The 21,988-nt window shown below is 53.8% G+C and carries 23 protein-coding genes, 1 pseudogene and 1 other annotated feature; of the genes and pseudogenes, 11 read left to right on the forward strand and 13 right to left on the reverse strand.

The window, feature by feature from the left end; all coding sequences use genetic code 11:
• Positions 1 to 309: 309 nt before the first annotated feature.
• From LH22_RS11415 to oppF, 6 genes are all read left to right on the forward strand, one after another.
• Positions 310 to 1,950, forward strand: coding sequence for an ABC transporter substrate-binding protein (locus LH22_RS11415; RefSeq protein WP_038646655.1), 1,641 nt, complete (start codon positions 310 to 312; stop codon positions 1,948 to 1,950).
• 159 nt (positions 1,951 to 2,109) lie between these two features.
• The gene (gene oppA, locus LH22_RS11420; RefSeq protein ID WP_034828830.1) at positions 2,110 to 3,747 is read left to right on the forward strand and encodes an oligopeptide ABC transporter substrate-binding protein OppA; all 1,638 of its coding nucleotides are present in this window, start codon (positions 2,110 to 2,112) and stop codon (positions 3,745 to 3,747) included.
• Positions 3,748 to 3,828: 81 nt separating this feature from the next.
• Positions 3,829 to 4,749, forward strand: a complete 921-nt coding sequence (gene oppB / locus LH22_RS11425) for an oligopeptide ABC transporter permease OppB (RefSeq protein WP_038646657.1) — start codon at positions 3,829 to 3,831, stop codon at positions 4,747 to 4,749.
• Positions 4,750 to 4,764: 15 nt separating this feature from the next.
• Positions 4,765 to 5,673: an oligopeptide ABC transporter permease OppC gene (gene oppC / locus LH22_RS11430; protein ID WP_038646658.1), complete on the forward strand. Its 909-nt coding sequence runs from the start codon at positions 4,765 to 4,767 to the stop codon at positions 5,671 to 5,673.
• A gap of 11 nt (positions 5,674 to 5,684) precedes the next feature.
• Positions 5,685 to 6,704 (forward strand): ABC transporter ATP-binding protein, encoded by a 1,020-nt coding sequence (locus LH22_RS11435; RefSeq protein WP_038646659.1) that lies wholly within the window; start codon positions 5,685 to 5,687, stop codon positions 6,702 to 6,704.
• Positions 6,701 to 7,705: a murein tripeptide/oligopeptide ABC transporter ATP binding protein OppF gene (oppF, locus tag LH22_RS11440; protein ID WP_034828839.1), complete on the forward strand. Its 1,005-nt coding sequence runs from the start codon at positions 6,701 to 6,703 to the stop codon at positions 7,703 to 7,705. Before LH22_RS11435 ends, oppF begins: the two co-directional genes overlap by 4 nt.
• A gap of 53 nt (positions 7,706 to 7,758) precedes the next feature.
• On the opposite strand, the gene LH22_RS11445 is transcribed toward oppF, so the two are convergent.
• Both LH22_RS11445 and cls read right to left on the reverse strand, forming a co-directional pair.
• Positions 7,759 to 8,088, reverse strand: a complete 330-nt coding sequence (locus tag LH22_RS11445; protein ID WP_196250121.1) for an HI1450 family dsDNA-mimic protein — start codon at positions 8,086 to 8,088, stop codon at positions 7,759 to 7,761.
• Positions 8,089 to 8,125: 37 nt separating this feature from the next.
• Complete coding sequence (gene cls, locus LH22_RS11450) at positions 8,126 to 9,586, reverse strand: cardiolipin synthase (protein ID WP_034828843.1); 1,461 nt, start codon at positions 9,584 to 9,586, stop codon at positions 8,126 to 8,128.
• A gap of 163 nt (positions 9,587 to 9,749) precedes the next feature.
• On the opposite strand from cls, the gene LH22_RS11455 reads away from it, so the two are divergent.
• Positions 9,750 to 9,923, forward strand: a complete 174-nt coding sequence (locus LH22_RS11455) for a YciY family protein (RefSeq protein WP_097117257.1) — start codon at positions 9,750 to 9,752, stop codon at positions 9,921 to 9,923.
• A 16-nt stretch (positions 9,924 to 9,939) separates the two neighbouring features.
• Here LH22_RS11455 and LH22_RS20720 read toward each other — a convergent pair whose 3' ends face one another.
• Together LH22_RS20720 and LH22_RS11460 are read right to left on the reverse strand one after the other, a co-directional pair.
• The gene (locus LH22_RS20720) at positions 9,940 to 10,110 is read right to left on the reverse strand and encodes a hypothetical protein (protein ID WP_166936081.1); all 171 of its coding nucleotides are present in this window, start codon (positions 10,108 to 10,110) and stop codon (positions 9,940 to 9,942) included.
• Positions 10,111 to 10,113: 3 nt separating this feature from the next.
• The gene (locus LH22_RS11460) at positions 10,114 to 10,410 is read right to left on the reverse strand and encodes a YciI family protein (protein ID WP_034828845.1); all 297 of its coding nucleotides are present in this window, start codon (positions 10,408 to 10,410) and stop codon (positions 10,114 to 10,116) included.
• Between the two features lie 205 nt (positions 10,411 to 10,615).
• Here LH22_RS11460 and tonB point away from each other — a divergent pair, with 205 nt between their 5' ends.
• A complete protein-coding gene (tonB, locus tag LH22_RS11465; RefSeq protein WP_200536826.1) occupies positions 10,616 to 11,338 on the forward strand; it encodes a TonB system transport protein TonB in 723 nt (240 codons plus the stop codon).
• Between the two features lie 53 nt (positions 11,339 to 11,391).
• Here tonB and yciA read toward each other — a convergent pair whose 3' ends face one another.
• From yciA to LH22_RS11480, 3 genes are read right to left on the reverse strand one after another with little or no spacing between them, the layout of a single operon-like run.
• A complete protein-coding gene (yciA, locus tag LH22_RS11470; protein ID WP_038646664.1) occupies positions 11,392 to 11,808 on the reverse strand; it encodes an acyl-CoA thioester hydrolase YciA in 417 nt (138 codons plus the stop codon).
• A gap of 53 nt (positions 11,809 to 11,861) precedes the next feature.
• Positions 11,862 to 12,401: a septation protein A gene (locus LH22_RS11475; RefSeq protein WP_038646666.1), complete on the reverse strand. Its 540-nt coding sequence runs from the start codon at positions 12,399 to 12,401 to the stop codon at positions 11,862 to 11,864.
• 59 nt (positions 12,402 to 12,460) lie between these two features.
• Entirely contained in the window at positions 12,461 to 13,195 is a 735-nt protein-coding gene (locus LH22_RS11480; protein ID WP_034828852.1) for a YciC family protein, read from the reverse strand.
• Between the two features lie 340 nt (positions 13,196 to 13,535).
• Here LH22_RS11480 and ompW point away from each other — a divergent pair, with 340 nt between their 5' ends.
• The gene (gene ompW, locus LH22_RS11485) at positions 13,536 to 14,168 is read left to right on the forward strand and encodes an outer membrane protein OmpW (RefSeq protein ID WP_038646668.1); all 633 of its coding nucleotides are present in this window, start codon (positions 13,536 to 13,538) and stop codon (positions 14,166 to 14,168) included.
• A gap of 60 nt (positions 14,169 to 14,228) precedes the next feature.
• Here the strand turns inward: ompW and LH22_RS11490 are convergent, their stop codons facing one another.
• Complete coding sequence (locus tag LH22_RS11490) at positions 14,229 to 14,543, reverse strand: BON domain-containing protein (RefSeq protein ID WP_034828856.1); 315 nt, start codon at positions 14,541 to 14,543, stop codon at positions 14,229 to 14,231.
• Between LH22_RS11490 and LH22_RS20585 the strand changes: the two genes are divergently transcribed.
• Positions 14,488 to 14,769, forward strand: coding sequence for a hypothetical protein (locus tag LH22_RS20585; protein WP_167540439.1), 282 nt, complete (start codon positions 14,488 to 14,490; stop codon positions 14,767 to 14,769). The genes LH22_RS11490 and LH22_RS20585 overlap by 56 nt on opposite strands.
• A 23-nt stretch (positions 14,770 to 14,792) precedes the next feature.
• On the forward strand, positions 14,793 to 15,230 hold the full coding sequence (locus tag LH22_RS11495; protein ID WP_052059399.1) for a hypothetical protein: 438 nt from the start codon (positions 14,793 to 14,795) through the stop codon (positions 15,228 to 15,230).
• 45 nt (positions 15,231 to 15,275) lie between these two features.
• Here the strand turns inward: LH22_RS11495 and trpA are convergent, their stop codons facing one another.
• From trpA to LH22_RS11525, 5 genes and pseudogenes are all read right to left on the reverse strand, one after another.
• The gene (trpA, locus tag LH22_RS11500) at positions 15,276 to 16,079 is read right to left on the reverse strand and encodes a tryptophan synthase subunit alpha (RefSeq protein WP_038646670.1); all 804 of its coding nucleotides are present in this window, start codon (positions 16,077 to 16,079) and stop codon (positions 15,276 to 15,278) included.
• The gene (trpB, locus tag LH22_RS11505; protein ID WP_038646672.1) at positions 16,079 to 17,272 is read right to left on the reverse strand and encodes a tryptophan synthase subunit beta; all 1,194 of its coding nucleotides are present in this window, start codon (positions 17,270 to 17,272) and stop codon (positions 16,079 to 16,081) included. Before trpB ends, trpA begins: the two co-directional genes overlap by 1 nt.
• A 45-nt stretch (positions 17,273 to 17,317) precedes the next feature.
• A complete protein-coding gene (gene trpCF, locus LH22_RS11510) occupies positions 17,318 to 18,685 on the reverse strand; it encodes a bifunctional indole-3-glycerol-phosphate synthase TrpC/phosphoribosylanthranilate isomerase TrpF (RefSeq protein WP_038646673.1) in 1,368 nt (455 codons plus the stop codon).
• A 1-nt stretch (position 18,686) separates the two neighbouring features.
• Positions 18,687 to 20,280, reverse strand: a pseudogene (trpD, locus tag LH22_RS20870) (bifunctional anthranilate synthase glutamate amidotransferase component TrpG/anthranilate phosphoribosyltransferase TrpD).
• On the reverse strand, positions 20,280 to 21,842 hold the full coding sequence (locus tag LH22_RS11525; RefSeq protein ID WP_038646679.1) for an anthranilate synthase component 1: 1,563 nt from the start codon (positions 21,840 to 21,842) through the stop codon (positions 20,280 to 20,282). The pseudogene trpD and the gene LH22_RS11525 overlap by 1 nt, the downstream one beginning before the upstream one ends.
• 24 nt (positions 21,843 to 21,866) lie before the next feature.
• Positions 21,867 to 21,971, reverse strand: a sequence feature (Trp leader region).
• Positions 21,972 to 21,988: the final 17 nt, after the last annotated feature.

The following is a 21,988-nucleotide window of genomic DNA, read 5'->3' on the forward strand; positions in this document are numbered from 1 at the left end:
GGGTTTGGCAGCGTTAACAGTAAAATGGCGGGTTGCAGAGCTTTATTGGCGAGAAAATCGACTGAATATTGACTTATTGCTTGTAAAACATATGCTTGAATAATATTTCAGGGTGAAAATTAACACTTCTCCTGTCGCGGACTCCATGATAAAAGAGAATTAGCTAACATTTTTGCTGTTTAGCTTTGGCGTGCGGGCATCGGTTCTGATAATTTTCGGCTCATCACAAATTTTTTCCCTGTTCGCGACAAATGTGTACGCTTCTTGCTTACTCGCTATCAGGTTTTTATTTAAGGTTGATATTTGTTGATGAAAAACATGGTAGCGAAAAAGGTTGCGCGCACGTCTTTGGCACTTTGTCTGGCAGGTGCAGGTTTTGTCTCTCACAGTCAGGCAGCTGACATCCCGGCTGGGACGCAATTATCAGCAACACAGCGCATCGTCATCAACAACGGCAGTGAAGTGTCTTCTCTCGATCCGCAAAAAACGGAAGGGGTGCCTGAATCCAACGTTATCCGCAATTTGCTCGAAGGGCTGGTTGAGACCGACAACAACGGTCAGATTGTGCCCGGGGTTGCAACGCAGTGGAGCAACCAGCAAGGGCGTATCTGGACCTTCACCCTGCGTGAAGATGCGCGCTGGAGCAACGGTGAACCCGTCACCGCGCAAGATTTCGTCTACAGCTGGCAGCGTCTGGCCGATCCGAAAACAGCTTCACCCTATGCCAGTTATTTGCAAGCCGCTCATATCGCCAACATTGACCCCATTTTGGCGGGCAAAGCCACGCCGGATTCACTGGGCGTGAAAGCGATTGATGCGCATCACCTCGAAGTGACACTCACTGAGCCTGTTCCCTATTTTGTCGATATGCTGGCCCACACCGCGATGAAGCCGGTGTATCGTGCGGCGATTGAAAAATTCGGCGAGCAGTGGACCCAACCGCAGAACTATGTGGGAAATGGTGCCTACACGCTGGCTGACTGGGTGGTGAATGAAAAGATTGTCCTGAAGCGTAATCCGCAATATTGGGATAACGCGCACAGCGTGATTGATGAGGGCGTTTTTCTGCCGCTCTCTTCCGAAAACAGTGACATTAACCGCTATCGCAGCGGCGGCACGGACATGACCAATAGCGTGGTGCCTCCTGATTTGTTCAAGAAGTTGCAGCAGGATTTGGGCGATCAAGTCAAAGTCAGCCCTGTGCTCTGCACCTTCTACTATGAGATGAATAACAAAAAAGCCCCGTTCGATGATGCCAGGGTACGAACAGCGCTGAAGCTGACGCTCGATCGTGACATCATCGCCGACAAGATCATGGGGCAAGGTCAGATTCCCGCCTATGCGCTGACGCCGCCATTTACGCACGGCATCTCGCCTGAAGCCCCGGCATGGTCGAAGCAAACTCAGGCCGAGCGCAACGCCAGTGCGAAGCAACTGCTGACAGAAGCGGGTTTCAATGCTCAGCATCCGTTGCGTTTCACGCTGCTTTATAACACCTCTGAACAGAACAAACGGCAGGCCATCGCCGCCGCCTCAATGTGGCAAAAGAATCTCGGTGCCGAGGTGACGCTACAAAATCAGGAGTGGAAAACGCTGCTGGAGACACGTCGTCAGGCACAATACGATGTAGTGCGTGCGACATGGTGCTCGGATTATAACGAGCCCTCAACCTTCCTTAACATGCTGTTGAGCGGATCGTCCATTAACACTGCGTTCTATCACAGCGATGCTTTCGATAAATTGATGGCGCAAACCCTGACGGTTGCCGATAACACTCAACGGGCATCTTTGTATCAGCAGGCCGAAGCGCAGCTGGATAAGGACTCGCCCATCGTGCCGGTTTACTATCGCGTCAGCGTTCGTCTGGTGAAACCCTGGGTAGGCGGTTTCACCGGCAAGGATCCGCAAGATATGCTGGCATTGAAATACTATTACATAAAGAAACATTGAGTAATGTGGGGAACCGGCGCTACAGTCGGACGGCACATTAACGTGGTAAACCCTGAAGGGTGATAGTGGTCTCTGTTCAGACAGGCAGAGATCTCCCGGAAACGGGGTACGCCGGGCAGTTCACTGACCCGGTGACGATAATAAAACTGGAGCTAAGTAATGAACAACATCACGAAAAAAAGCCTTATTGCCGCAGGCGTTCTTGCAGCAATCGGCGCACTGGCAGGGAATGCCGCTTTGGCAGCAGTGCCAGCAGGGGTTGAATTGGCAGCAAAACAGGAGCTGGTACGTGGTAACGGTGATGAAGTGCAATCACTCGACCCACATAAAATTGAAGGCGTGCCAGAAGATAACATCGCACGCGATCTGTACGAAGGTCTGATCATCAGCGACAGCGATGGCAAACCGATTCCGGGCGTAGCGGAAAGCTGGGAAAACAAAGATTTTAAAGTCTGGACTTTCCATCTGCGTAAAAATGCCAAATGGTCCAATGGCGAGCCGGTAACGGCACAAGATTTCGTGTACAGCTGGGAGCGTTTAGTCGATCCTAAAACTGCATCTCCTTACGCCAGCTATCCACAGTACGGCCACATCCTGAATGTCGATGACATCATTGCCGGTAAAAAACCGATCACCGATCTCGGTGTGAAAGCCATTGACGATCATACGCTGGAAGTGACCCTCAGCGAGCCGGTTCCTTACTTCTACAAGCTGCTGATCAACTCCGTGATGTCTCCGGTGTATAAACCAGCCATCGATAAGTTTGGCGATCAGTGGACACAGCCGCAAAACTGGGTCGGCAACGGTGCCTTCAAACTGGAATCACACGTCATCAACGAACGTGTCACCATCGTACGTAACCCAGAATACTGGGATAACGCGCATACCGTGCTGAACAAGGTGACCTTCCTGCCAATTAACTCAGAAGTCAGTGACGTGAACCGTTACTTCTCTGAAAACGGCAGCGACATCACTTATAACAACATGCCGATCGAGCTGTTCAAAAAACTGCAGCGTGATAACGGTAAAGAGTTGATGGTGAAGCCGTATCTCTGCACCTATTACTATGAAATCAACAACCAGAAAGCGCCATTCACCGATCCGCGCGTGCGTACTGCGCTGAAACTGGGTCTGGATCGCGACATCATGGTGAACAAGGTGCTGGCGCAGGGTCAGTTACCCGCCTACAGCTTCACCCCACCAGCCACCGATGGTATGGAATTGCTGCCGCCAGACTGGTTCAAGTGGGATCAGAACAAGCGTAACGAAGAAGCGAAAAAACTGCTGGCTGAAGCCGGTTATACCGCTGATAAGCCACTGACCTTTAACCTGCTGTATAACACCTCGGATCTGCATAAGAAACTGGCTATCGCCGCTTCTTCGATCTGGAAAAAGAACATCGGCGTGAACATCAAGCTGGAAAACCAGGAGTGGAAAACCTTCCTGGATACCCGCCATCAGGGCAACTTCGATGTTTCCCGTGCGGCCTGGTGCGCAGACTATAACGAGCCAACCTCGTTCCTGAACATCATGCTGTCTGACAGCAGCAGTAACACCTCGCACTATAAGAGCGCGGACTTCGATAAAGTGATCCACGATGCGGTGAAAGCGGTTGACGATAAAGCCCGTGTCGCGGATTACCAGAAAGCTGAGCAGATTCTGGATAAAGACAGCACCATCGTGCCGGTTTACTACTACGTGAATGCGCGTCTGGTGAAACCGTACGTTGGCGGTTACACCGGCAATGACCCGCTGGACAAAACCCTCGATAAAAACCTGTATATCATTAAACATTAATAGCACTCAGGCTATCGACAGTGGCGGCGCTGTAGCGCCGCCTTTTTGACTTTGTGAAGCAACAGCCTGGTAGGTACGGCAATGTTAAAATTCATCCTGCGTCGGCTTCTGGAAGCGATCCCGACGCTCTTCATCCTGATCACCATCTCCTTCTTTATGATGCGACTGGCACCCGGCAGTCCGTTTACCGGCGAACGTACGCTCTCGCCTGAAGTGATGGCGAACATCGAAGCCAAATATCACCTGAACGATCCGATCGGCAAACAGTACGTCAGTTATTTAGTGCAACTGGCGCACGGCGACTTTGGTCCATCGTTTAAGTACAAAGATTACTCCGTAAACTATCTGGTCGGCCACGCCTTCCCGGTATCGGCCAAACTCGGCCTCGCCGCCTTCTTCCTTGCTGTCATCCTCGGCGTGACGGCCGGCGTTATTGCCGCGCTTAAGCAAAACAGTTTGTGGGATTATGCGGTAATGGGGGTCGCCATGACGGGCGTCGTGATACCCAGCTTTGTCGTTGCACCGCTGCTGGTGCTGGTCTTCGCCATCACCTTGCGCTGGTTGCCGGGCGGTGGCTGGAACGGCGGGCAGTGGAATTACATGCTGCTGCCCATGGTGGCGCTGTCTCTGGCCTATATCGCCAGCATCGCGCGTATCACCCGTGGCTCGATGATTGAAGTGATGCACTCCAACTTTATCCGCACTGCGCGCGCCAAAGGGTTGCCGCTGCGCCGTATCGTACTGCGCCATGCATTGAAACCTGCCATGCTACCCGTGCTCTCGTATATGGGGCCGGCATTCGTCGGCATCATTACCGGTTCAATGGTGATCGAATCGATTTACGGTCTGCCGGGTATTGGTCAGCTGTTTGTCAACGGCGCCCTGAACCGTGACTATTCTTTGGTGATGAGTCTGACCATTTTGGTCGGCGTGTTGACCATTCTGTTTAACGCGATTGTTGATGTGCTGTATGCCGTCATCGATCCGAAAATTCGTTACTGATTCTGGAGTTCGCCCATGATGTTAAGTAAGAAAAACAGCGAAGCTCTGGATGCCTTCAGTGAAAAACTGGAAGTCGAAGGGCGCAGCCTGTGGCAGGATGCGCGTCGCCGCTTCATCCATAACCGCGCTGCGCTGATCAGTTTGCTGGTGTTGTTAGCGATTACTCTGTTCGTGATCTTTGCGCCGGTATTGTCGCAGTTTAAATATGATGATACCGACTGGGGCATGATGTCTGCGGCACCGGATACGGTATCAGGCCACTGGTTTGGTACCGACTCCTCAGGACGTGACTTGCTCGTGCGCGTGGCGATTGGCGGTCGTATCTCATTAATGGTCGGCATTGCCTCCGCGTTGATCGCGGTGCTGGTGGGCACGCTGTATGGTTCGCTGGCGGGCTATCTCGGCGGCAAAATCGACTCCGTGATGATGCGTATTCTGGAAATCCTCAACTCCTTCCCGTTCATGTTCTTCGTGATCCTGCTGGTGACCTTCTTCGGCCGTAACATTCTGCTGATCTTTGTGGCAATCGGCATGGTGTCGTGGCTGGATATGGCGCGTATCGTGCGTGGCCAGACGCTGGGCCTGAAGCGCAAAGAGTTTATTGAAGCGGCTCAGGTGGGTGGGGTGTCGACCTTCAACATCGTGCTGCGTCACATCGTGCCAAACGTGCTGGGTGTGGTCGTGGTCTATGCCTCATTGCTGGTACCCAGCATGATTCTGTTTGAATCCTTCCTCAGTTTCCTCGGGTTGGGTACGCAAGAGCCGCTGAGCAGTTGGGGCGCACTCCTGAGTGACGGCGCCAACTCCATGGAAGTCTCGCCCTGGTTGCTGATGTTCCCGGCGGGTTTCCTCGTGGTTACGCTGTTCTGTTTCAACTTTATCGGCGATGGCCTGCGTGATGCCCTCGACCCGAAAGATCGTTAAGGAGTTTCCCGATGACCATACATGAATTTCAGCCAGCAATGGCTGCACGTGCGGGAAACAGTAACCTGCTGCTGGACGTTAAAGACCTGCGCGTGACCTTTGGCACCCACGATGGTGATGTCACCGCAGTCAACGACCTGAACTTTTCACTGCGTGCCGGCGAAACCCTGGGTATCGTCGGCGAATCGGGATCGGGCAAGTCGCAAACCGCTTTCGCCCTGATGGGCCTGTTGGCAAAAAACGGACGCATTGGCGGTTCGGCAAAATTCAATGGCGATGAGATTCTCAATCTGCCGGAGAACAAACTGAACAAGCTGCGCGCCGAGCAGATTGCGATGATTTTCCAGGACCCGATGACCTCGCTTAATCCGTACATGCGCGTCGGCGAGCAGCTGATGGAAGTGCTGAAACTGCATAAAGGGATGAGCAGCGCGCAGGCGTTTGAAGAGTCCGTACGCATGCTGGATGCGGTGAAAATGCCTGAAGCACGCAAGCGCATGAAGATGTTCCCGCATGAGTTCTCTGGCGGCATGCGTCAGCGTGTGATGATCGCCATGGCACTGCTGTGCCGTCCTAAATTGCTGATTGCCGATGAACCGACCACGGCACTGGATGTGACGGTGCAGGCACAAATCATGACGCTGCTGAACGAGCTGAAACGCGAATTCAACACCGCGATCATCATGATCACGCACGATCTCGGGGTGGTTGCCGGTATCTGTGACAAAGTGCTGGTGATGTACGCCGGTCGTACCATGGAGTATGGCCGCGCACGCGATGTGTTTTATCAGCCTGCACATCCTTACTCCATTGGCCTGCTAAGTGCGGTGCCGCGCCTGGATGCGGAAGAGGGGGATTCACTCACCACGATTCCCGGCAACCCGCCTAACCTGTTGCGCTTGCCGCAGGGCTGCCCGTTCCAGCCACGTTGCGCCTTTGCGATGGACGTCTGTGCCAAGTCACCGCCGCTGGAGCCTTTCGCGGAAGGGCGTTTGCGTGCCTGCTTCAAACCGGTGGAGGAATTAGCATGAGCACCGTCATCGAAGAGAAGAAAGTCTTACTGGAAATCGCCGATCTTAAGGTGCATTTCGATATTAAAGACGGCAAACAGTGGTTCTGGCAGCCGCCAAAAACATTGAAAGCAGTGGATGGCGTTAGCCTGCGCTTGTATGAGGGGGAAACCCTCGGCGTAGTGGGCGAATCGGGCTGTGGTAAATCAACCCTGGCACGCGCCATCATCGGCCTGGTGAAAGCCACCGACGGTCGTGTGGCCTGGCTGGGACGTGATTTATTGGGACAGAGTCAGGATGAGTGGCGCCAGGCGCGCAGCGATATCCAGATGATATTCCAGGATCCGCTGGCCTCGCTGAACCCGCGCATGACCATTGGCGACATCATTGCCGAGCCGCTGCGCACCTACTATCCGAAGATGCCAAAGCAGGAAGTGAAGGATAAGGTGAAGAACATGATGATGAAGGTTGGGCTGCTGCCAAACCTCATCAACCGTTATCCACACGAGTTTTCCGGTGGTCAGTGTCAGCGTATCGGTATTGCGCGTGCGCTTATCCTCGAACCCAAGCTGATTATTTGCGATGAACCGGTTTCGGCGCTGGATGTGTCGATTCAGGCGCAGGTAGTGAATTTGCTGCAGCAGCTGCAACGTGAAATGGGATTATCGCTCATCTTTATTGCGCACGATCTGGCGGTGGTGAAGCATATCTCTGACCGTGTGCTGGTGATGTATCTTGGTCATGCTGTTGAGTTGGGCACTTATGACTCGGTGTACAACAATCCGCAGCATCCTTACACCCGTGCACTGATGTCTGCGGTACCGATCCCGGATCCGGATCTGGAAAAAAACAAACAGATCCAGCTGCTGGAGGGTGAACTGCCTTCACCGATCAATCCGCCATCGGGCTGCGTATTCCGCACCCGTTGTCCGATTGCCGGACCTGAGTGTGCGAAAACGCGTCCTTTGCTGGAGGGGAGTTTCCGCCACGCAGTATCCTGTTTGAAGGTCGATCCTTTATAAGGTCGAAAAGAAAACGCCGGGCAATTGCCCGGCGTTCTTTTATGCGTCAGCGATTATTCACGCCAGAGAATGTGGCACAGCTTATGGTCTTTCTCGCGGCACAGCAGCACGCGGGCAAACACATCGGTAATCGGCTCGCCGTCCGCTTCACCCAAACCAATCACCACTTCCGCAAAGAAGTCCGGGTTGAGATCGAAATCGACGTGCTCCTGCCAGTCTTCCGACGGGTCAAACAACTCTGCACCGCCGCGCTCTTCAAACTGCAGATTGAACAGAATGATGTCAGCCGGATCGAGGTTATCACCTGCCAGTTCTAGAAAAATGTCGTAGGCCTGTTCCAGCGTTTCATCTTCGGTAAGGCGATTATTTAAATCCATGGTCATTCCTGCTTACTCTGAGGCGGTAATCTTGTCGCTCGTTTTACAGTAAAGGGCTAAAGAAGTAAAACAGTCGTTCAACGATGCGCTGCCACCACGCACGTTTAGCCCAGCGCGCACCATCCAGTAAGCGTGAGCGGGCGATATAGTCATCCTGCACCGTGGCTAAATCGCTGCCGAATCCATCATCATCCACCACCAGGGTGATTTCAAAATTAAGCCACAGGCTGCGCATATCAAGGTTTACGGTACCGACCAGACTCAGCTGTCCATCGACCAGCACGCTTTTGGTATGCAGCAAACCGTCTTCAAACTGATAAATTTTTACGCCGGCTTCCAGCAACTCGGTGAAGAACGCGCGGCTGGCCCAGCCCACCAACAGCGAATCATTGTGGCGTGGCACCACAATACTGACTTCCACACCGCGTTGCGCAGCGGTGCAGATGGCGTGCAGCAGGTCGTCACTGGGGACGAAATAGGGCGTCGTCATGATCAGCTGTTCACGTGCGGAATAGACCGCCGTCAACAGCGCCTGGTGAATCATATCTTCCGGGAAGCCCGGCCCCGAAGCGATCACCTGGATGATATGACCGCTTTCCTGCTCAAAGGGCATGATGTTGGCATCCGGCGCGGGCGGCAGAATGCGTTTGCCGGTTTCGATCTCCCAGTCACAGGCGTAAACGATGCCCATCGTGGTCGCGACCGGGCCTTCCATTCGCGCCATCAAATCGATCCATTGGCCCACGCCTGCATCCTGCTTGAAGTAGCGAGGATCGACCAGGTTCATGCTGCCGGTGTAGGCAATATAGTTATCGATGAGCACCACTTTACGATGCTGTCGCAAATCCATCCGGCGCAGGAACACACGCAGCAGGCTCACTTGTAACGCCTCAACCACGTCGATACCGGCATTGCGCATCATATTCGCCCAGGGGCTGCGGAAAAATGCCACGCTGCCCGCGGAGTCCAGCATCAGGCGGCAATGCACACCCCGGCGTGAAGCCGCCATCAGCGACTCCGCGACCTCATCCGCCAGGCCGCCCGGATGCCAGATGTAAAACACCATCTCGATGTTGTGACGAGCCAGTTGGATATCACGGATCAACGCATGCATCACATCATCAGAGTTAGTGAGCAGCTGCAGCTGATTGCCTTTTACACCCGCAATGCCCTGACGATGGTGACAGAGTTCAAATAATGAACGTGCCACGTCACTGTGCTCGGTGGCAAAGATATGGCGGCACTGTTTGAGGTCGTTAAGCCACTTGGCGGTGGAGGGCCACATGGTGCGTGCGCGCTCCGCCCGGCGTTTGCCCAGATGAAGTTCACCAAACGACAGATACGCGATAATACCCACCAGCGGCAGAATATAGATGATCAGCAACCAGGCCATGGCGGACGTCACTGCGCGGCGTTTCATCAGGATACGCAGCGTGACACCCGCAATCAGCAACCAGTAGCCGAACAACAGCAACCAACTGATTAGGGTATAAAATGTAGTCATTAAGTGGACATCCTGTTCGCGCTTTGATGAGGAAAGTTTACGTGCTGAATAGCACTAGTGAAACCTTTAATCGTGAATGACAGTTCAATGAAGCTTTCGATTTGGCATTTTCAATCAGATCTTTATAATGCCTGGCGAGTTTAGCCTGTCTGATGAGGATGTGATGAGACGAAGCAGAAATGAAGTGGCGCGCTGGAGAATGTTACGTCAGGTACACCGCCGTCGTGCACGTTGGCTGGAAGGGCAGTCACGTCGCTATAAACGTATCCATGCCATTCGTCATCAGGTGGCGCAGCAGCATCGCCGATCCATCCTGTTCATCACGCAGAATATGTAAATGGCTTACGCGGCCGTTAAGCGCCGCGTAACACCAGAGAGACATTGACGATCTGTAATGCGGCCGCCAGCACGACTAACATCACAATGTGCTGCCGGGCCTGGCGCCAGCCTTGCTGACGCCAAATCCAGAGTGCTCTGCCAATCAGCGTTAACACCGCTACCAGCAGTAAAACAGACTGCCACATCGGTTAGAATACGCGTTTAAACGGTTTGACCGCCACTTTCTCATACACGCCAGCGGCAATGTACGGATCGTCATTAGCCCAGGATTGTGCGGTTTCCAGCGAGGAAAACTCGGCAATGATCACTGAACCGGTAAAGCCTGCGGGACCCGGATCGTTGCTATCGACAGCGGGCATTGGGCCAGCGGCGATCAGTCGACCTTCATCCTGCAGTAACTGCAAGCGCGCGAGATGCGCAGGGCGTACGGAATTGCGTTTTTCCAGTGAATCTGCGGTATCTTCCGCATAAATGACGTAAAGCACGATGGGGTACTCCCGTTAGACTTGCCGAAATTGCGAGACACGTTAAGTGATCGTTAATCAGAGTGCAAATGAAAGATAAATCCACCGTCATATAGCGCAATCCCCGCTAAAAAACGCCTTTCTGCGAGTGGCTTACACATCGCTTATTGAAACTGATTGCTATTTGCATTTAAAATCTGCGCTTCACTCAATGAATATGACTGATATGACGACGTTGACTACGCCTCTTCCTACACGTACCCCCGTAGCTATGATCTTGTCCGTGGTACTCCACGGCTCGCTGATTGCGGGCATTCTCTATGCATCGTTTCATCAGACCATTGAGGTTCCGAAAGCATCCCAGCCAATCAGCGTGACCATGGTGGCGCCTGAAGTGCAGCCTGAACCGGCTCCCGCCGTGGTGACTCCGCCGCCGCCAGAGCCCGAAACTGAGCCGGAAGTCGCACCAGAGCCGCCTAAAGTCGAGCCCGTGCCGATTCCGAAACCTGAACCTAAGCCCAAGCCAAAACCGAAGCCCAAGGTAGAGAAAAAGGTCGAGCCGAAGCCGCGTAAAGAAGTGAAGCCGCAGGAGAATCCGTTTAAGCAGGATATCCCGACCACCCAGACGCGCCCGACCACGGCACCGAAGAGCAATCCAGCACCAACGCAGACCGTCTCGGACGGGCCGAAAGCGATGAACGTGAGCAAACCTGCCTACCCAGCGCGCGCGTTTGCGTTACGCGTGGAAGGGCGTGTACGCGTACAGTTTGATGTGGATAGCGACGGTCGTGTCGATAACGTGGAAATTCTCTCTGCCGAACCGCGCAATATGTTTGAGCGTGAAGTGAAGCAGGCCATGAAGAAGTGGCGTTATCAGCCAGGTCGTCCTGGCAAAGGCCTGACCATGAACATTGTGTTCCGCATTAACGGCGGCGCTAACATCGAGTAAGCCTGGGTTGAAGGCAAAGAAAAAGCGGTCATTGACCGCTTTTTTAATCGCTGTTAATCGGCAAGATTGGCTTTGCCAGGAGGCAGCGGACGGGATTTCCCGGTGTTATCCACGGCAACGTAAACAAATACCGCTTCAGTGGCGCAATACGTTTGACCGATTGGCTCAGACGAAACCTTCTTGATCCACACTTCTACATTGATGGTCATCGAACTGTTGCCGGTACGTATGCAACGCGCATAGCAGCTCACGACATCGCCCACGGCTACCGGTTTCAGGAACGACATGCCATCAACACGTACGGTGACCACACGACCTTCGGCGATCTCCTTGGCCATGATGGCACCGCCCATATCCATCTGTGACATCAACCAGCCGCCAAAAATATCACCATTGGCATTGGTATCCGCTGGCATCGCCAGGGTGCGCGACACCATTTCGCCTTGCGGCAATTTATGTTTTTCGTCCATTGCTCAGTTCTTCTGCAGGTGAAGAGAAGCCCGACAGTGCCGGGCGGAGTGGCTTATTTTTGTTCTTGTTGCGGCATCTGTCGCCAGATGTACACGCCGCTAAACAGAGTAAACAGTAGGGTCAGGCCGGTCAGACCAAACACTTTAAAGTTAACCCAAAACTCTTGTGATAACCAAAACGCAACATAGATATTTACCAGGCCGCAGACGAAGAAGAAGATGGCCCAGGCAATGTTCAATCGACGCCACACAACGCCAGGCAGCTGCAGTTCTTTGCCGAGCATGCGTTGAATCAGCGGCTGTTCCATAAAGAACTGGCTATAAAGCAGGGCCAATGCGAACAGGGAATAGATCACGGTGACTTTCCATTTGATGAACTCATCGTTATGGAACACCAGCGTCAATGTGCCAAACACCGTCACCAGTGCGAAGGTGAATAGCGTCATCTTTTCCAGTTTACGATACAGCACCCAACTGACGACCAGCGCCAGGCCCGTAGCAACAATCAGGGCGCCTGAGGCGACAAAGATGTCGTACAGCTTGTAGAAGATGAAGAAAACTACCAGGGGAAGAAAATCAAGTAACTGCTTCATAGTGTTTCCAGTTAGGGCAGGAGCATTCAATTAAGGCGCTCCGCAGAGCGCCACTGCTGTTAACGTAACAGCATATACAGTCGGTACAAATAGATAATCAGAATCGCGGAGACCAGATTACCCAGCGCATTCATCACCACCGACGCAATGTTCACCGGTAGCACCGTGAGTGATGAAATAAGGAACATCAGCACAATCTTCGCCAGTAACCACAACACGATGGCGGGGGCGATGACTTTCATGTTCTTCCATGCCAGTTTCATACTGGCGCGCATCGCGCCAATCACGCCCATTTTCTCGCTGACCAGCATCACCGGTGCCAGTGACAGCAGAATCGCCAGAATCACGCCAGGCACCATCAATACCATAAAGCCGATTTGCACCAGCAGGGTAATCAGGAAGGTCTGCAGCAGCAGTTTTGGCAGCAGTGGCGCGGAGGCTCCGATCGCTCGCAGCGCACTCACGCGTTGGCCATTCGAAACCAGCGGGATCAGGCACAGCATACCGCCCAGCAGCAGCGTGTTGCCGATCAGGGCAGCGAAGGTGCCGGCAGCCGAAGCGCGCAGCAAGATGCGTTGCTGATCCGGTGACATATTCTGTACCAGTTCAAACAGTGAGGTTGCACTGTCGTCAGCCTGACTAAGAAGCGATAACTGGTCTTCGCCTGGGGTTAATGCATGACCGACAATCACCGTAATGAACGACGTCAGCAACGCCATCAGCACAATAGTAACCAGCTGATGACGCAGAAAATTTCCTGTGTCACGGTATAACGAGCTTGCCGTGATAGACATGTACTCTCCTTGATGGAACCGGGTTAATTAACCCGGCGATTGTACATGTTCTGTGGGCTGGCGGGCACCCGGAAGACCATAACTTTGTGTCATCTCTGGTAAAGAATAGGAAATTGTCACTCGCAACCAGTTCATAAAATGTGCAAACCCACTTGATCTGCGTTCAAGCCCTCCTCAGCGGTTTTTCTTCATGACGTGCAATGCCGGAAATTGATCTGAATCAATCCATTGTTTTTTAAGTGATTAATTTGAATTGATGCAGATGATCTTTTACCAAAAAAGGGTTAGATCTTGTGCCGCAAACCCGATTAAGACCTTACTTTTCTGCAAAGGAGTGATTATGAAACTGGCAAAATGCGCATTGCTCATGGCTCTGGCTATTCCTCAACTGGCACTGGCCCATCAGGCGGGTGATTTCTTCATGCGTGCCGGCAGCGCGACTGTTCGTCCAACCGAAGGCTCTGACAATGTGCTGGGTATGGGCGGCTTTAGCGTGAGCAACGACACCCAGCTTGGCTTGACCTTCACCTACATGGCGACGGACAACATCGGTGTTGAGCTGCTGGCGGCGACACCGTTCCGTCACAAAGTTGGCCTTGGTGCCACCGGAAATCTCGCTACCGTGCGCCAGCTACCGCCTACGCTAATGGCACAGTACTATTTCTTCGATAGCAGAAGCCCGGTGCGTCCGTATGTTGGGGTGGGTATCAACTACACCACGTTCTACGATGCCAAATTTAATCAAACCGGCCAGGACGCAGGCTTAAGCGATCTCAGCGTCAAAGACTCATGGGGTGTGGCGGGTCAGGTGGGGATGGATTATCAAATCAACCGCGACTGGATGCTAAATGCATCCCTGTGGTACATGGACATTGATACTACCGTGAAATTTAAAGCCAACGGTGAGCAGCAGAACATTAACACGCGCATCGATCCGTGGGTGTTCTTCTTTGGTGTGGGCTACCGTTTCTGAGGCAACAACCGAAACACAACGGGCGACCCGAAGGTCGCCCGCTGCATGATGGGTACGCTGTTACTTAATCTGCATATTGTTAACCACAGATTTGACGCCTGCCACACTGCGGGTCACCGTCACTGCACGGTTCGCCATCTGCGGAGAACTGACAAAGCCACTTAACTGCACTTTTCCTTTAAAGGTTTCGACGTTGATCTCGGTGGATTTCAGCGAGTCGTCATTCAACAACTGTGCCTTAACCTTAGTAGTGATCACCGTATCATCGATATAGCCCCCGGTCCCTTCCTTTGTTGCTGTTGGTGCACAGGCGCTCAGTGTGATCGCCATTACTGCAGCCATTAATAATCCTGCAACGACTTTGAAAAAATTCATTGGTTATCTCCCTGTCTTAGATGGTGTTTCACCGCAACGAGACGGTGCGATTAATTGTGGTATGCGCTTTTCAAATCGGCAAATCGCCTGGGGTGAAAAAGATGGAAATACGCGATTTTTACCACTTATTGATCCAATGAAGGCAGCAAGGCAAACGGTAAGCTGGAAGAGCAGGGCAAAACTCATAATAAAACAACAAGACGATAAGCCGACAGGTGCAAATTGAAGCATCAGGCAGGGAAAACAATAATGAAAAAGCGCGCCATTCTGGCGATAGCGACGATTAGCTATCTGTCCTACCTCCAGCTATTTGCTTCACAAATTTTGCCGGTGCCCAGCGCACAGGCAGAACCGTTGATCAATCCACACCTTGGTACCCTGTGCAAGGCGGCTACCGCGCTGAGCTTTGGCCGCAACTTCAAAATTATGCAGCTGGACAAGGTGGATGAACAGGGCGTGGCGTGGGTGCACTATATCCGGCCGTCCGACCAATCACGCTGGGCCGTGCGCTGCCGGATCCAGGGCGAGAGAGTTATCTTGATGTCAGATAATCCAGATAGCAGCGGACGCTGGCGTGAGGGGCCAGAAGACGAGAGGCTGACGTGGCAAATCAGAAACGACATGCTGACGATGAAGCTGAGATATCCTGATGGTTCGGGAGATGAGCAAACGTTCAGGCTGGAATAATCAAGGGAAGACCTTATTCGCGGTTGCGAATAAGGTCTTAAAGATTTAGCGCGTACCGGCTTTCAGATCACTGACAAACGCTTTGAGTTCAGCTAACAGCGTGTCGGGATCGTTCTGGTTACGTTCGATGATCTTCACAATCGCTGATCCCGAAATAGCACCCGCCGCGCCCGCCGCGATGGCTTCTCTCACCTGGCTTGCTTCTGAGATACCAAATCCCTGCAACGGGGGTGCAGCGTGATATTCGCTCAGCTTCTCAATCAAATGATTCAGCGGTTGGCTGGCGCGATTTTCTGCACCCGTCACGCCCGCGCGCGACAACAGATAGGTATAACCGCGACCGTGTGAGGCGATCTCCCGCAGCAAATCATCATCCGCATTCGGTGGGCAGATAAAGATCGGCGCAACGTTATGACGCATTGCAGCCTGACGGAACGGCGCAGACTCTTCAACCGGTACATCCGCCACCAGCACGGAATCAACGCCGACGGCTTCACACTGCGCGTAGAAGTTGTCGATACCTTTGCTGAATACCAGATTAGCGTACATCAACAGCCCAATCGGCAGTTCAGGATACTTCTGGCGCACGGTGGCAAGGATCTCGAAACACTGCGCGACAGTGGAACCCGCGGCAAAGGCACGTAAGGTTGCCCCCTGAATTGTTGGGCCGTCCGCCAGTGGATCGGAAAATGGAATGCCCAGCTCTAACGCATCGGCGCCACCTGCTACCAGGGTATCGATGATCTTCAGTGACAGTTCAGGGGTCGGATCGCCAAGGGTGACGAAAGGAACAAAGGCGCCTTCTTTCTTCGCCGACAGACGTTGAAACAGCTGATTATAACGTTCCATCAAATCTCTCCCTTAGCTTTCAAAATATCGTGAACGGTGAAGATGTCTTTGTCGCCGCGACCGGACAAGTTAACCACCAGCAACTGCTCTTTCTCTGGGTTCTCGCGGATCATTTTCAGCGCGTGCGCCAGAGCATGAGAGGATTCCAGAGCCGGAATAATGCCTTCTGCACGACACAACTCTTTGAACGCTGACAGCGCTTCATCATCGGTAATCGACACATACTCGGCGCGACCAATGCTGTTGAGATGGGCGTGCTGTGGGCCGACAGAAGGGAAGTCGAGGCCAGCAGAAATGGAATAGGACTCCTCTATCTGGCCTTCCTCGGTCTGCATCATTGGCGCTTTCATGCCGAAGTAGATACCGACGCGACCGTGCTTAAGTGGCGCGCCGTGTTCGCCGGTTTCGATGCCGTGACCCGCGGGCTCAACGCCGATCAGACCGACGTTGGTGTCATCAATAAAGTCAGCGAACATGCCGATGGCATTTGAACCGCCACCCACACAGGCCAGCACCGCATCCGGCAGACGGCCTTCACGTTCCAGAATCTGCGCTTTGGTCTCTTCGCCAATCATGCGCTGGAATTCACGCACAATGGTCGGGAAGGGATGCGGACCGGCTGCTGTACCGAGCATGTAGTGCGCGGTTTCATAGCTACCAGACCAGTCGCGCAGCGCTTCATTACAGGCATCTTTCAACGTAGCCGAACCACTGTGCACCGGAATCACTTCCGCGCCCATTAAACGCATACGGAACACGTTGGGTGACTGGCGCTCAACATCTTTTGCGCCCATGTAAATTCGACACTTCATGCCCAGCAGCGCGCAAGCCAGCGCTGAAGCCACGCCATGCTGCCCGGCGCCGGTCTCAGCGATGATTTCATTTTTGCCCATGCGCTTAGCGAGCAGCGCCTGGCCCAACACCTGGTTGGTTTTGTGTGCACCGCCGTGCAGCAGATCTTCACGCTTCAGATACAGGCGGGTTTTCGTGCCTTTGGTCAGATTGCTGCAAAGCGTTAATGCGGTGGGACGGCCAGCATAGTTTTTTAACAGATCGGTAAATTCAGCCTGAAATTCGGTATCGCGCTGCGCCTCAACAAAGGCGCTTTCTAACTGGCGCAGAGCGGGCATTAAAATCTGTGGAACATATTGACCGCCAAACTCGCCAAAGTAGGGATTCAATAACGTAGTCATCTTTCATCTTCCTTATGCGGCCCGCACATCGGCGGGCGAGCGAAATTAATAGGCGCGCAGCGTGCGGAATACCGCCGCGACTTTACTGGCATCTTTGATGCCGGGCGCGGATTCAACGCCAGAGTTAAAGTCCAGTCCGGCGCAGCCCAGTTGTGCAGCCTCTACGCAGTTGTCGGCGCTTAATCCGCCGGCCAGCAGCACGTTGCTCAGGTCTTCACCCTGCAGCAGTGACCAGTCAAATCGCTGTCCGCTGCCGCCCTGGCCGTTATCGAACACGTAACGATCCACATGCGGCCAATCGCGGGCTGGAAGGCTGCCGCTAATACTCAGCGCCTTCCAAATTTTCACCTCTTCTGGCAGGGCGCTGCGCAGTTCTGCGACGAACGCCTGATCTTCATCGCCATGCAATTGCACAGCAGAAAGTTTGAGTGACGTGGCGTGCGTGACAACGTCACTTGCAGTGTTATTGCGGAATACGCCGACATACTTCAGTGGTGCAGCCGCTATCACATTTTGCGCTTGTTCGGCGCTGACTTTACGCGGTGAACCCTCAGCAAAGATCACCCCGCCATAAATCGCTCCTGCTTCGTGCGCAATACGCGCATCTTCAGGTCGGGTCAGGCCGCAGACTTTGTTGTCACCGAGCAATACGCGACGCACGCCAGCATTTAGATCGGCTTCTTCCATCAGCGCGGAACCAATCAGGAAACCGTTGGCGAAGTGGCTCAGCTCACGCACTTGTGCGTAGTTATGAATGCCCGATTCGCTGATGACCGTGACACCGTGGCTTAAACGTGGTGCCAGTTGGCGGGTGCGATTCAAATCGATGGACAGATCGCGCAAGTCGCGGTTGTTGATGCCCACGACCTTCGCTTCCAGCGCAATGGCACGCTCCAGTTCTTCTTCATTGCTGACTTCAGTCAGTACGCCCATTTTCAGGCTATGCGCCACGGCGGCGAGCTGACGATATTGCTCATCATCCAGCACGGACAGCATCAGCAGGATGGCATCGGCCTGATAGTGGCGCGCCAGATAGATTTGATAGGGGTCGATAATGAAGTCTTTGCACAGCACCGGTTGAGTAATCGCGGCGCTGACGATGGGCAGAAAGTCAAAATCACCCTGGAAATACTTCTCGTCAGTTAAGACGGAAACAGCCGAGGCGTGATGACGATAAACCCCGGCAATGGTCACAGGATCAAAATCTTCACGGATCAAACCCTTCGACGGTGACGCTTTTTTGCATTCCAGGATGAACACCGTGCGCGTGCCGCGCAGCGCATCGTAAAAGTGGCGTCCTGCAGGCTGCAAGCTGTTCTGGAAGGTCGCCAGCGGCTGCTGTACCTTGCGCGCTTCAACCCAGACGGCTTTATCCTGAACAATTTTCTCTAAAACGGTGCCCTTGATACTCATCTCATCCTCTCGCTGCCAGAGCAACAACGCGCTCGTAAGCCTGACCACTGCGAATTGCAGTGATGGCGCGCTGAGCGTTGTCGCGCAAATCTTCATTTCCGAATACTTTCAGCAACATTGCGACGTTCACCGCAACGGCCTGCTCATGGGCCGGCTGGCCTTTACCCTGGAGTAAACGCGCCAGAATGTCACGGTTTTCTTCCGGCGTGCCGCCCGCCAGTGCTTCTTTATCATGGAAGCCAAAGCCGAAGTCTTCTGGCGTTAGCTGATAACCGGTGATTTCACCGTCACGCAGCTCAGCAACCTGGGTCGGACTGTGCAGCGCCACTTCATCCATCCCGCCGCCATGCACCACCGCCGCACGCTGATAACCGAGCACTTTCAAAGTTTGAGCAATCGGCAGCACCAGTTCCGGGCTGTAAACGCCGATGACCGCGAGAGGAGGCCGTGCCGGGTTAATTAAAGGGCCCAGCACGTTAAATAAGGTGCGGGTTTTTAACTGTTGACGCACCGGCATCGCATGGCGGAATCCGCTGTGATATTGCGGGGCGAACAGGAAGCAGACGTTCAGATCGTCCAGTGCCTTACGCGCTTTTTCCGCCGGCATATCCAGATCGATCCCAAAAGCGGCCAGCAGATCGGAAGAGCCGGATTTGCTCGAGACGCTGCGATTGCCGTGTTTTGCCACTTTCAACCCGCAAGTTGCCGCGACAAAGGCGCTGGCGGTGGAGATGTTAATGCTGTTGCTGCCGTCACCGCCGGTGCCAACGATATCGGCAAAGGTGTAATTCGGACGCGGGAATGGTTTCGCGTCTTCCAGCAGTGCCGTAGCGGCACCCGCAATCTCTTCCGGGCGTTCGCCACGGACTTTCATGGCAATCAGCGCGGCGGCTAATTGGGTTGGCTCCAGCTGCCCTTTAATAATGGCGCTAAAAAGCTGGTGGCTTTCCGCCTGGCTCAGGGTTTGTGCCTGATAGAGTTTTTCCAGAATAGTTTGCATCATAATCTCCCTATTATTTCGCCAGCGCCCAGGCCAGCGTTTGCTCTAACAAACGTGCACCCTGGGTGGTGAGAATCGATTCGGGGTGGAACTGGAAGCCACACACACGGTCGGCATCATGGCGAACGGCCATGACCATGCCGTTGTAGCTGGCGTTAACGGTCAATTCGGCAGGCGTATTGCTGCCCACCAGCGAGTGATAACGGGCCACCGGCAGCGGATTGCTCAGGCCGCTAAACATCGCTTCACCATCATGATTAATCGAAGAGGCTTTGCCGTGCAGAATCTCACCGGCCTGGCCTACATGACCACCATAAGCCTCAACAATCGCCTGATGACCGAGGCAAATACCAATAATCGGCAGGCGACCTCGCAGGGCTTGCAGCAGCGCAGGCATGCAGCCGGCATCTTTTGGTGCACCGGGGCCAGGGGACAGCATCAGCACCGGATTCTCCATCTGCTGCAGGCGTTCAATCAGTACATCAGCAGGGACGTTATTGCGGTAAATCACCACGTTGTGGCCAAAGGTACGCAGCTGATCAACGAGGTTATAGGTAAAGGAGTCGATATTATCGAGCAACAGGATATCGGCCATCAGAAAATCTCCTTGCAATGATGGGCTGTGGCGATGGCACGTAATACCGCGCGCGCTTTATTGCGGCTTTCATCCGCTTCAGCCTGAGGCTGAGAGTCCAGTACCACACCGGCACCGGCTTGCACGGTGGCAACACCGTCTTCCACCCACGCGGAGCGAATCACGATGCAGGTATCCAAATCGCCGTGTGCGGTGAAATAGCCGACCGCACCGCCATAGCTGCCACGACGCGTACCTTCTTTCTCAGCGATTAACTGCATAGCACGCACTTTGGGTGCGCCGCTTAAGGTGCCCATGTTCATACAGGCGCGATAGGCGTGCAGGACGTCAAGATCGTTACGCAGCGTGCCGACCACGCGAGAGACCAGATGCATCACGAAAGAGTAACGGTCGACTTTAGTCAGGTCTGCCACATAGCGGCTACCGGGAACGCAGATGCGAGCCAGATCATTACGCGCCAGATCCACCAGCATGAGATGTTCTGCCAGCTCTTTATGGTCGGTGCGCATTTCCAGTTCGATACGGCTGTCGAGATCGCGATCCAGTGAACCATCGGCATGACGGCCACGTGGACGCGTACCGGCAATCGGGTAGATCTCAATCTGACGTGAAGTGGCGTCATACTTGAGTGAGCTTTCTGGTGAAGCGCCAAACAGCGCAAAGTCCTGATCCTGCATAAAGAACATATATGGGCTGGGATTGCTGTGCTTCAGCGTGTCATAAGCGGCCAGTGGAGAAGGGCACGGCAGCGAGAAGCGGCGCGATGGCACCACCTGGAAGATTTCGCCGATGCGAATTGCTTCCTGCATTTCACGCACCACGGTGCAATACTCTTCATCGCTCTGGTTGGTGCTCAGTGCCATTTGCTCAAAGCGCTGAACTGGCAAGGCCGGGGCAGGCTGCGTCATTTGACCGCGCAGTTGCTCAACACGGCTCTGCAAGCGCTGGAATTCGCTGGTGGACGGGCTGAACAAGCTCGCCTGCAGACGAGCGCTGCGCGTCTGGTGATCAATCACCAGCAGGGTTTCAGCCAGGTAGAAGCAGTAATCCGGGCAGCTTTGCTCGTTACGCAGTTCAGGTAAATCTTCGAATCCGGCCACCAGGTCATAAGCAAACAGGCCGCCGAGGAACATCGCTTCACGCTCTTCCGCCGGGCTGTTCACCAACTGCGGAATCAGGCGCAGTGCGTCGAAAACAGATAATGCTTTCAGACGTGAATCTTCATCGTGCAGGCCCTGAGGCAGCGGGAAATGCAGCACGCGGCCATCCGGACGTGCTTCAATTCTGACATCCTGCGGCAGTGCTTCATCCAGCAGCGGCAGAATGGTGCGGCCGTTTTCTGACAGCGCCTGCAATGTCACCACGTTGCCCAGTGCGCTGATGCGCAGGGCGCTATCCACAATCAGTAAGCTTTTCAGATTCTTTTTGCTGTCGATATCGGCCGATTCAAGCAGCAGAGTTGCCGGACGTGCGCCGCAAATTTGATGGAACACTGCGGCCGGATCTTCGCGGTAGGGCGCGGTACCGGTAATCAACTTCAATGTAGGTTTCGCATTAGCCATTATTGTCATCTCTGAATTTCGCTCAAAAAAAAGCCCGCTCGGTGGCGGGCTCAGGTATCTGCACAGTGGTTACGCATGTTGTGCACGACGACGTCGCCCGTTTAAAGGATTATCGCGCCACCAACCTTTTGCATGCGTACCAAAAT

Origin of the sequence: Pantoea rwandensis (assembly GCF_000759475.1) — a bacterium.
Classification (GTDB): Bacteria; Pseudomonadota; Gammaproteobacteria; order Enterobacterales; family Enterobacteriaceae; genus Pantoea; species Pantoea rwandensis_B.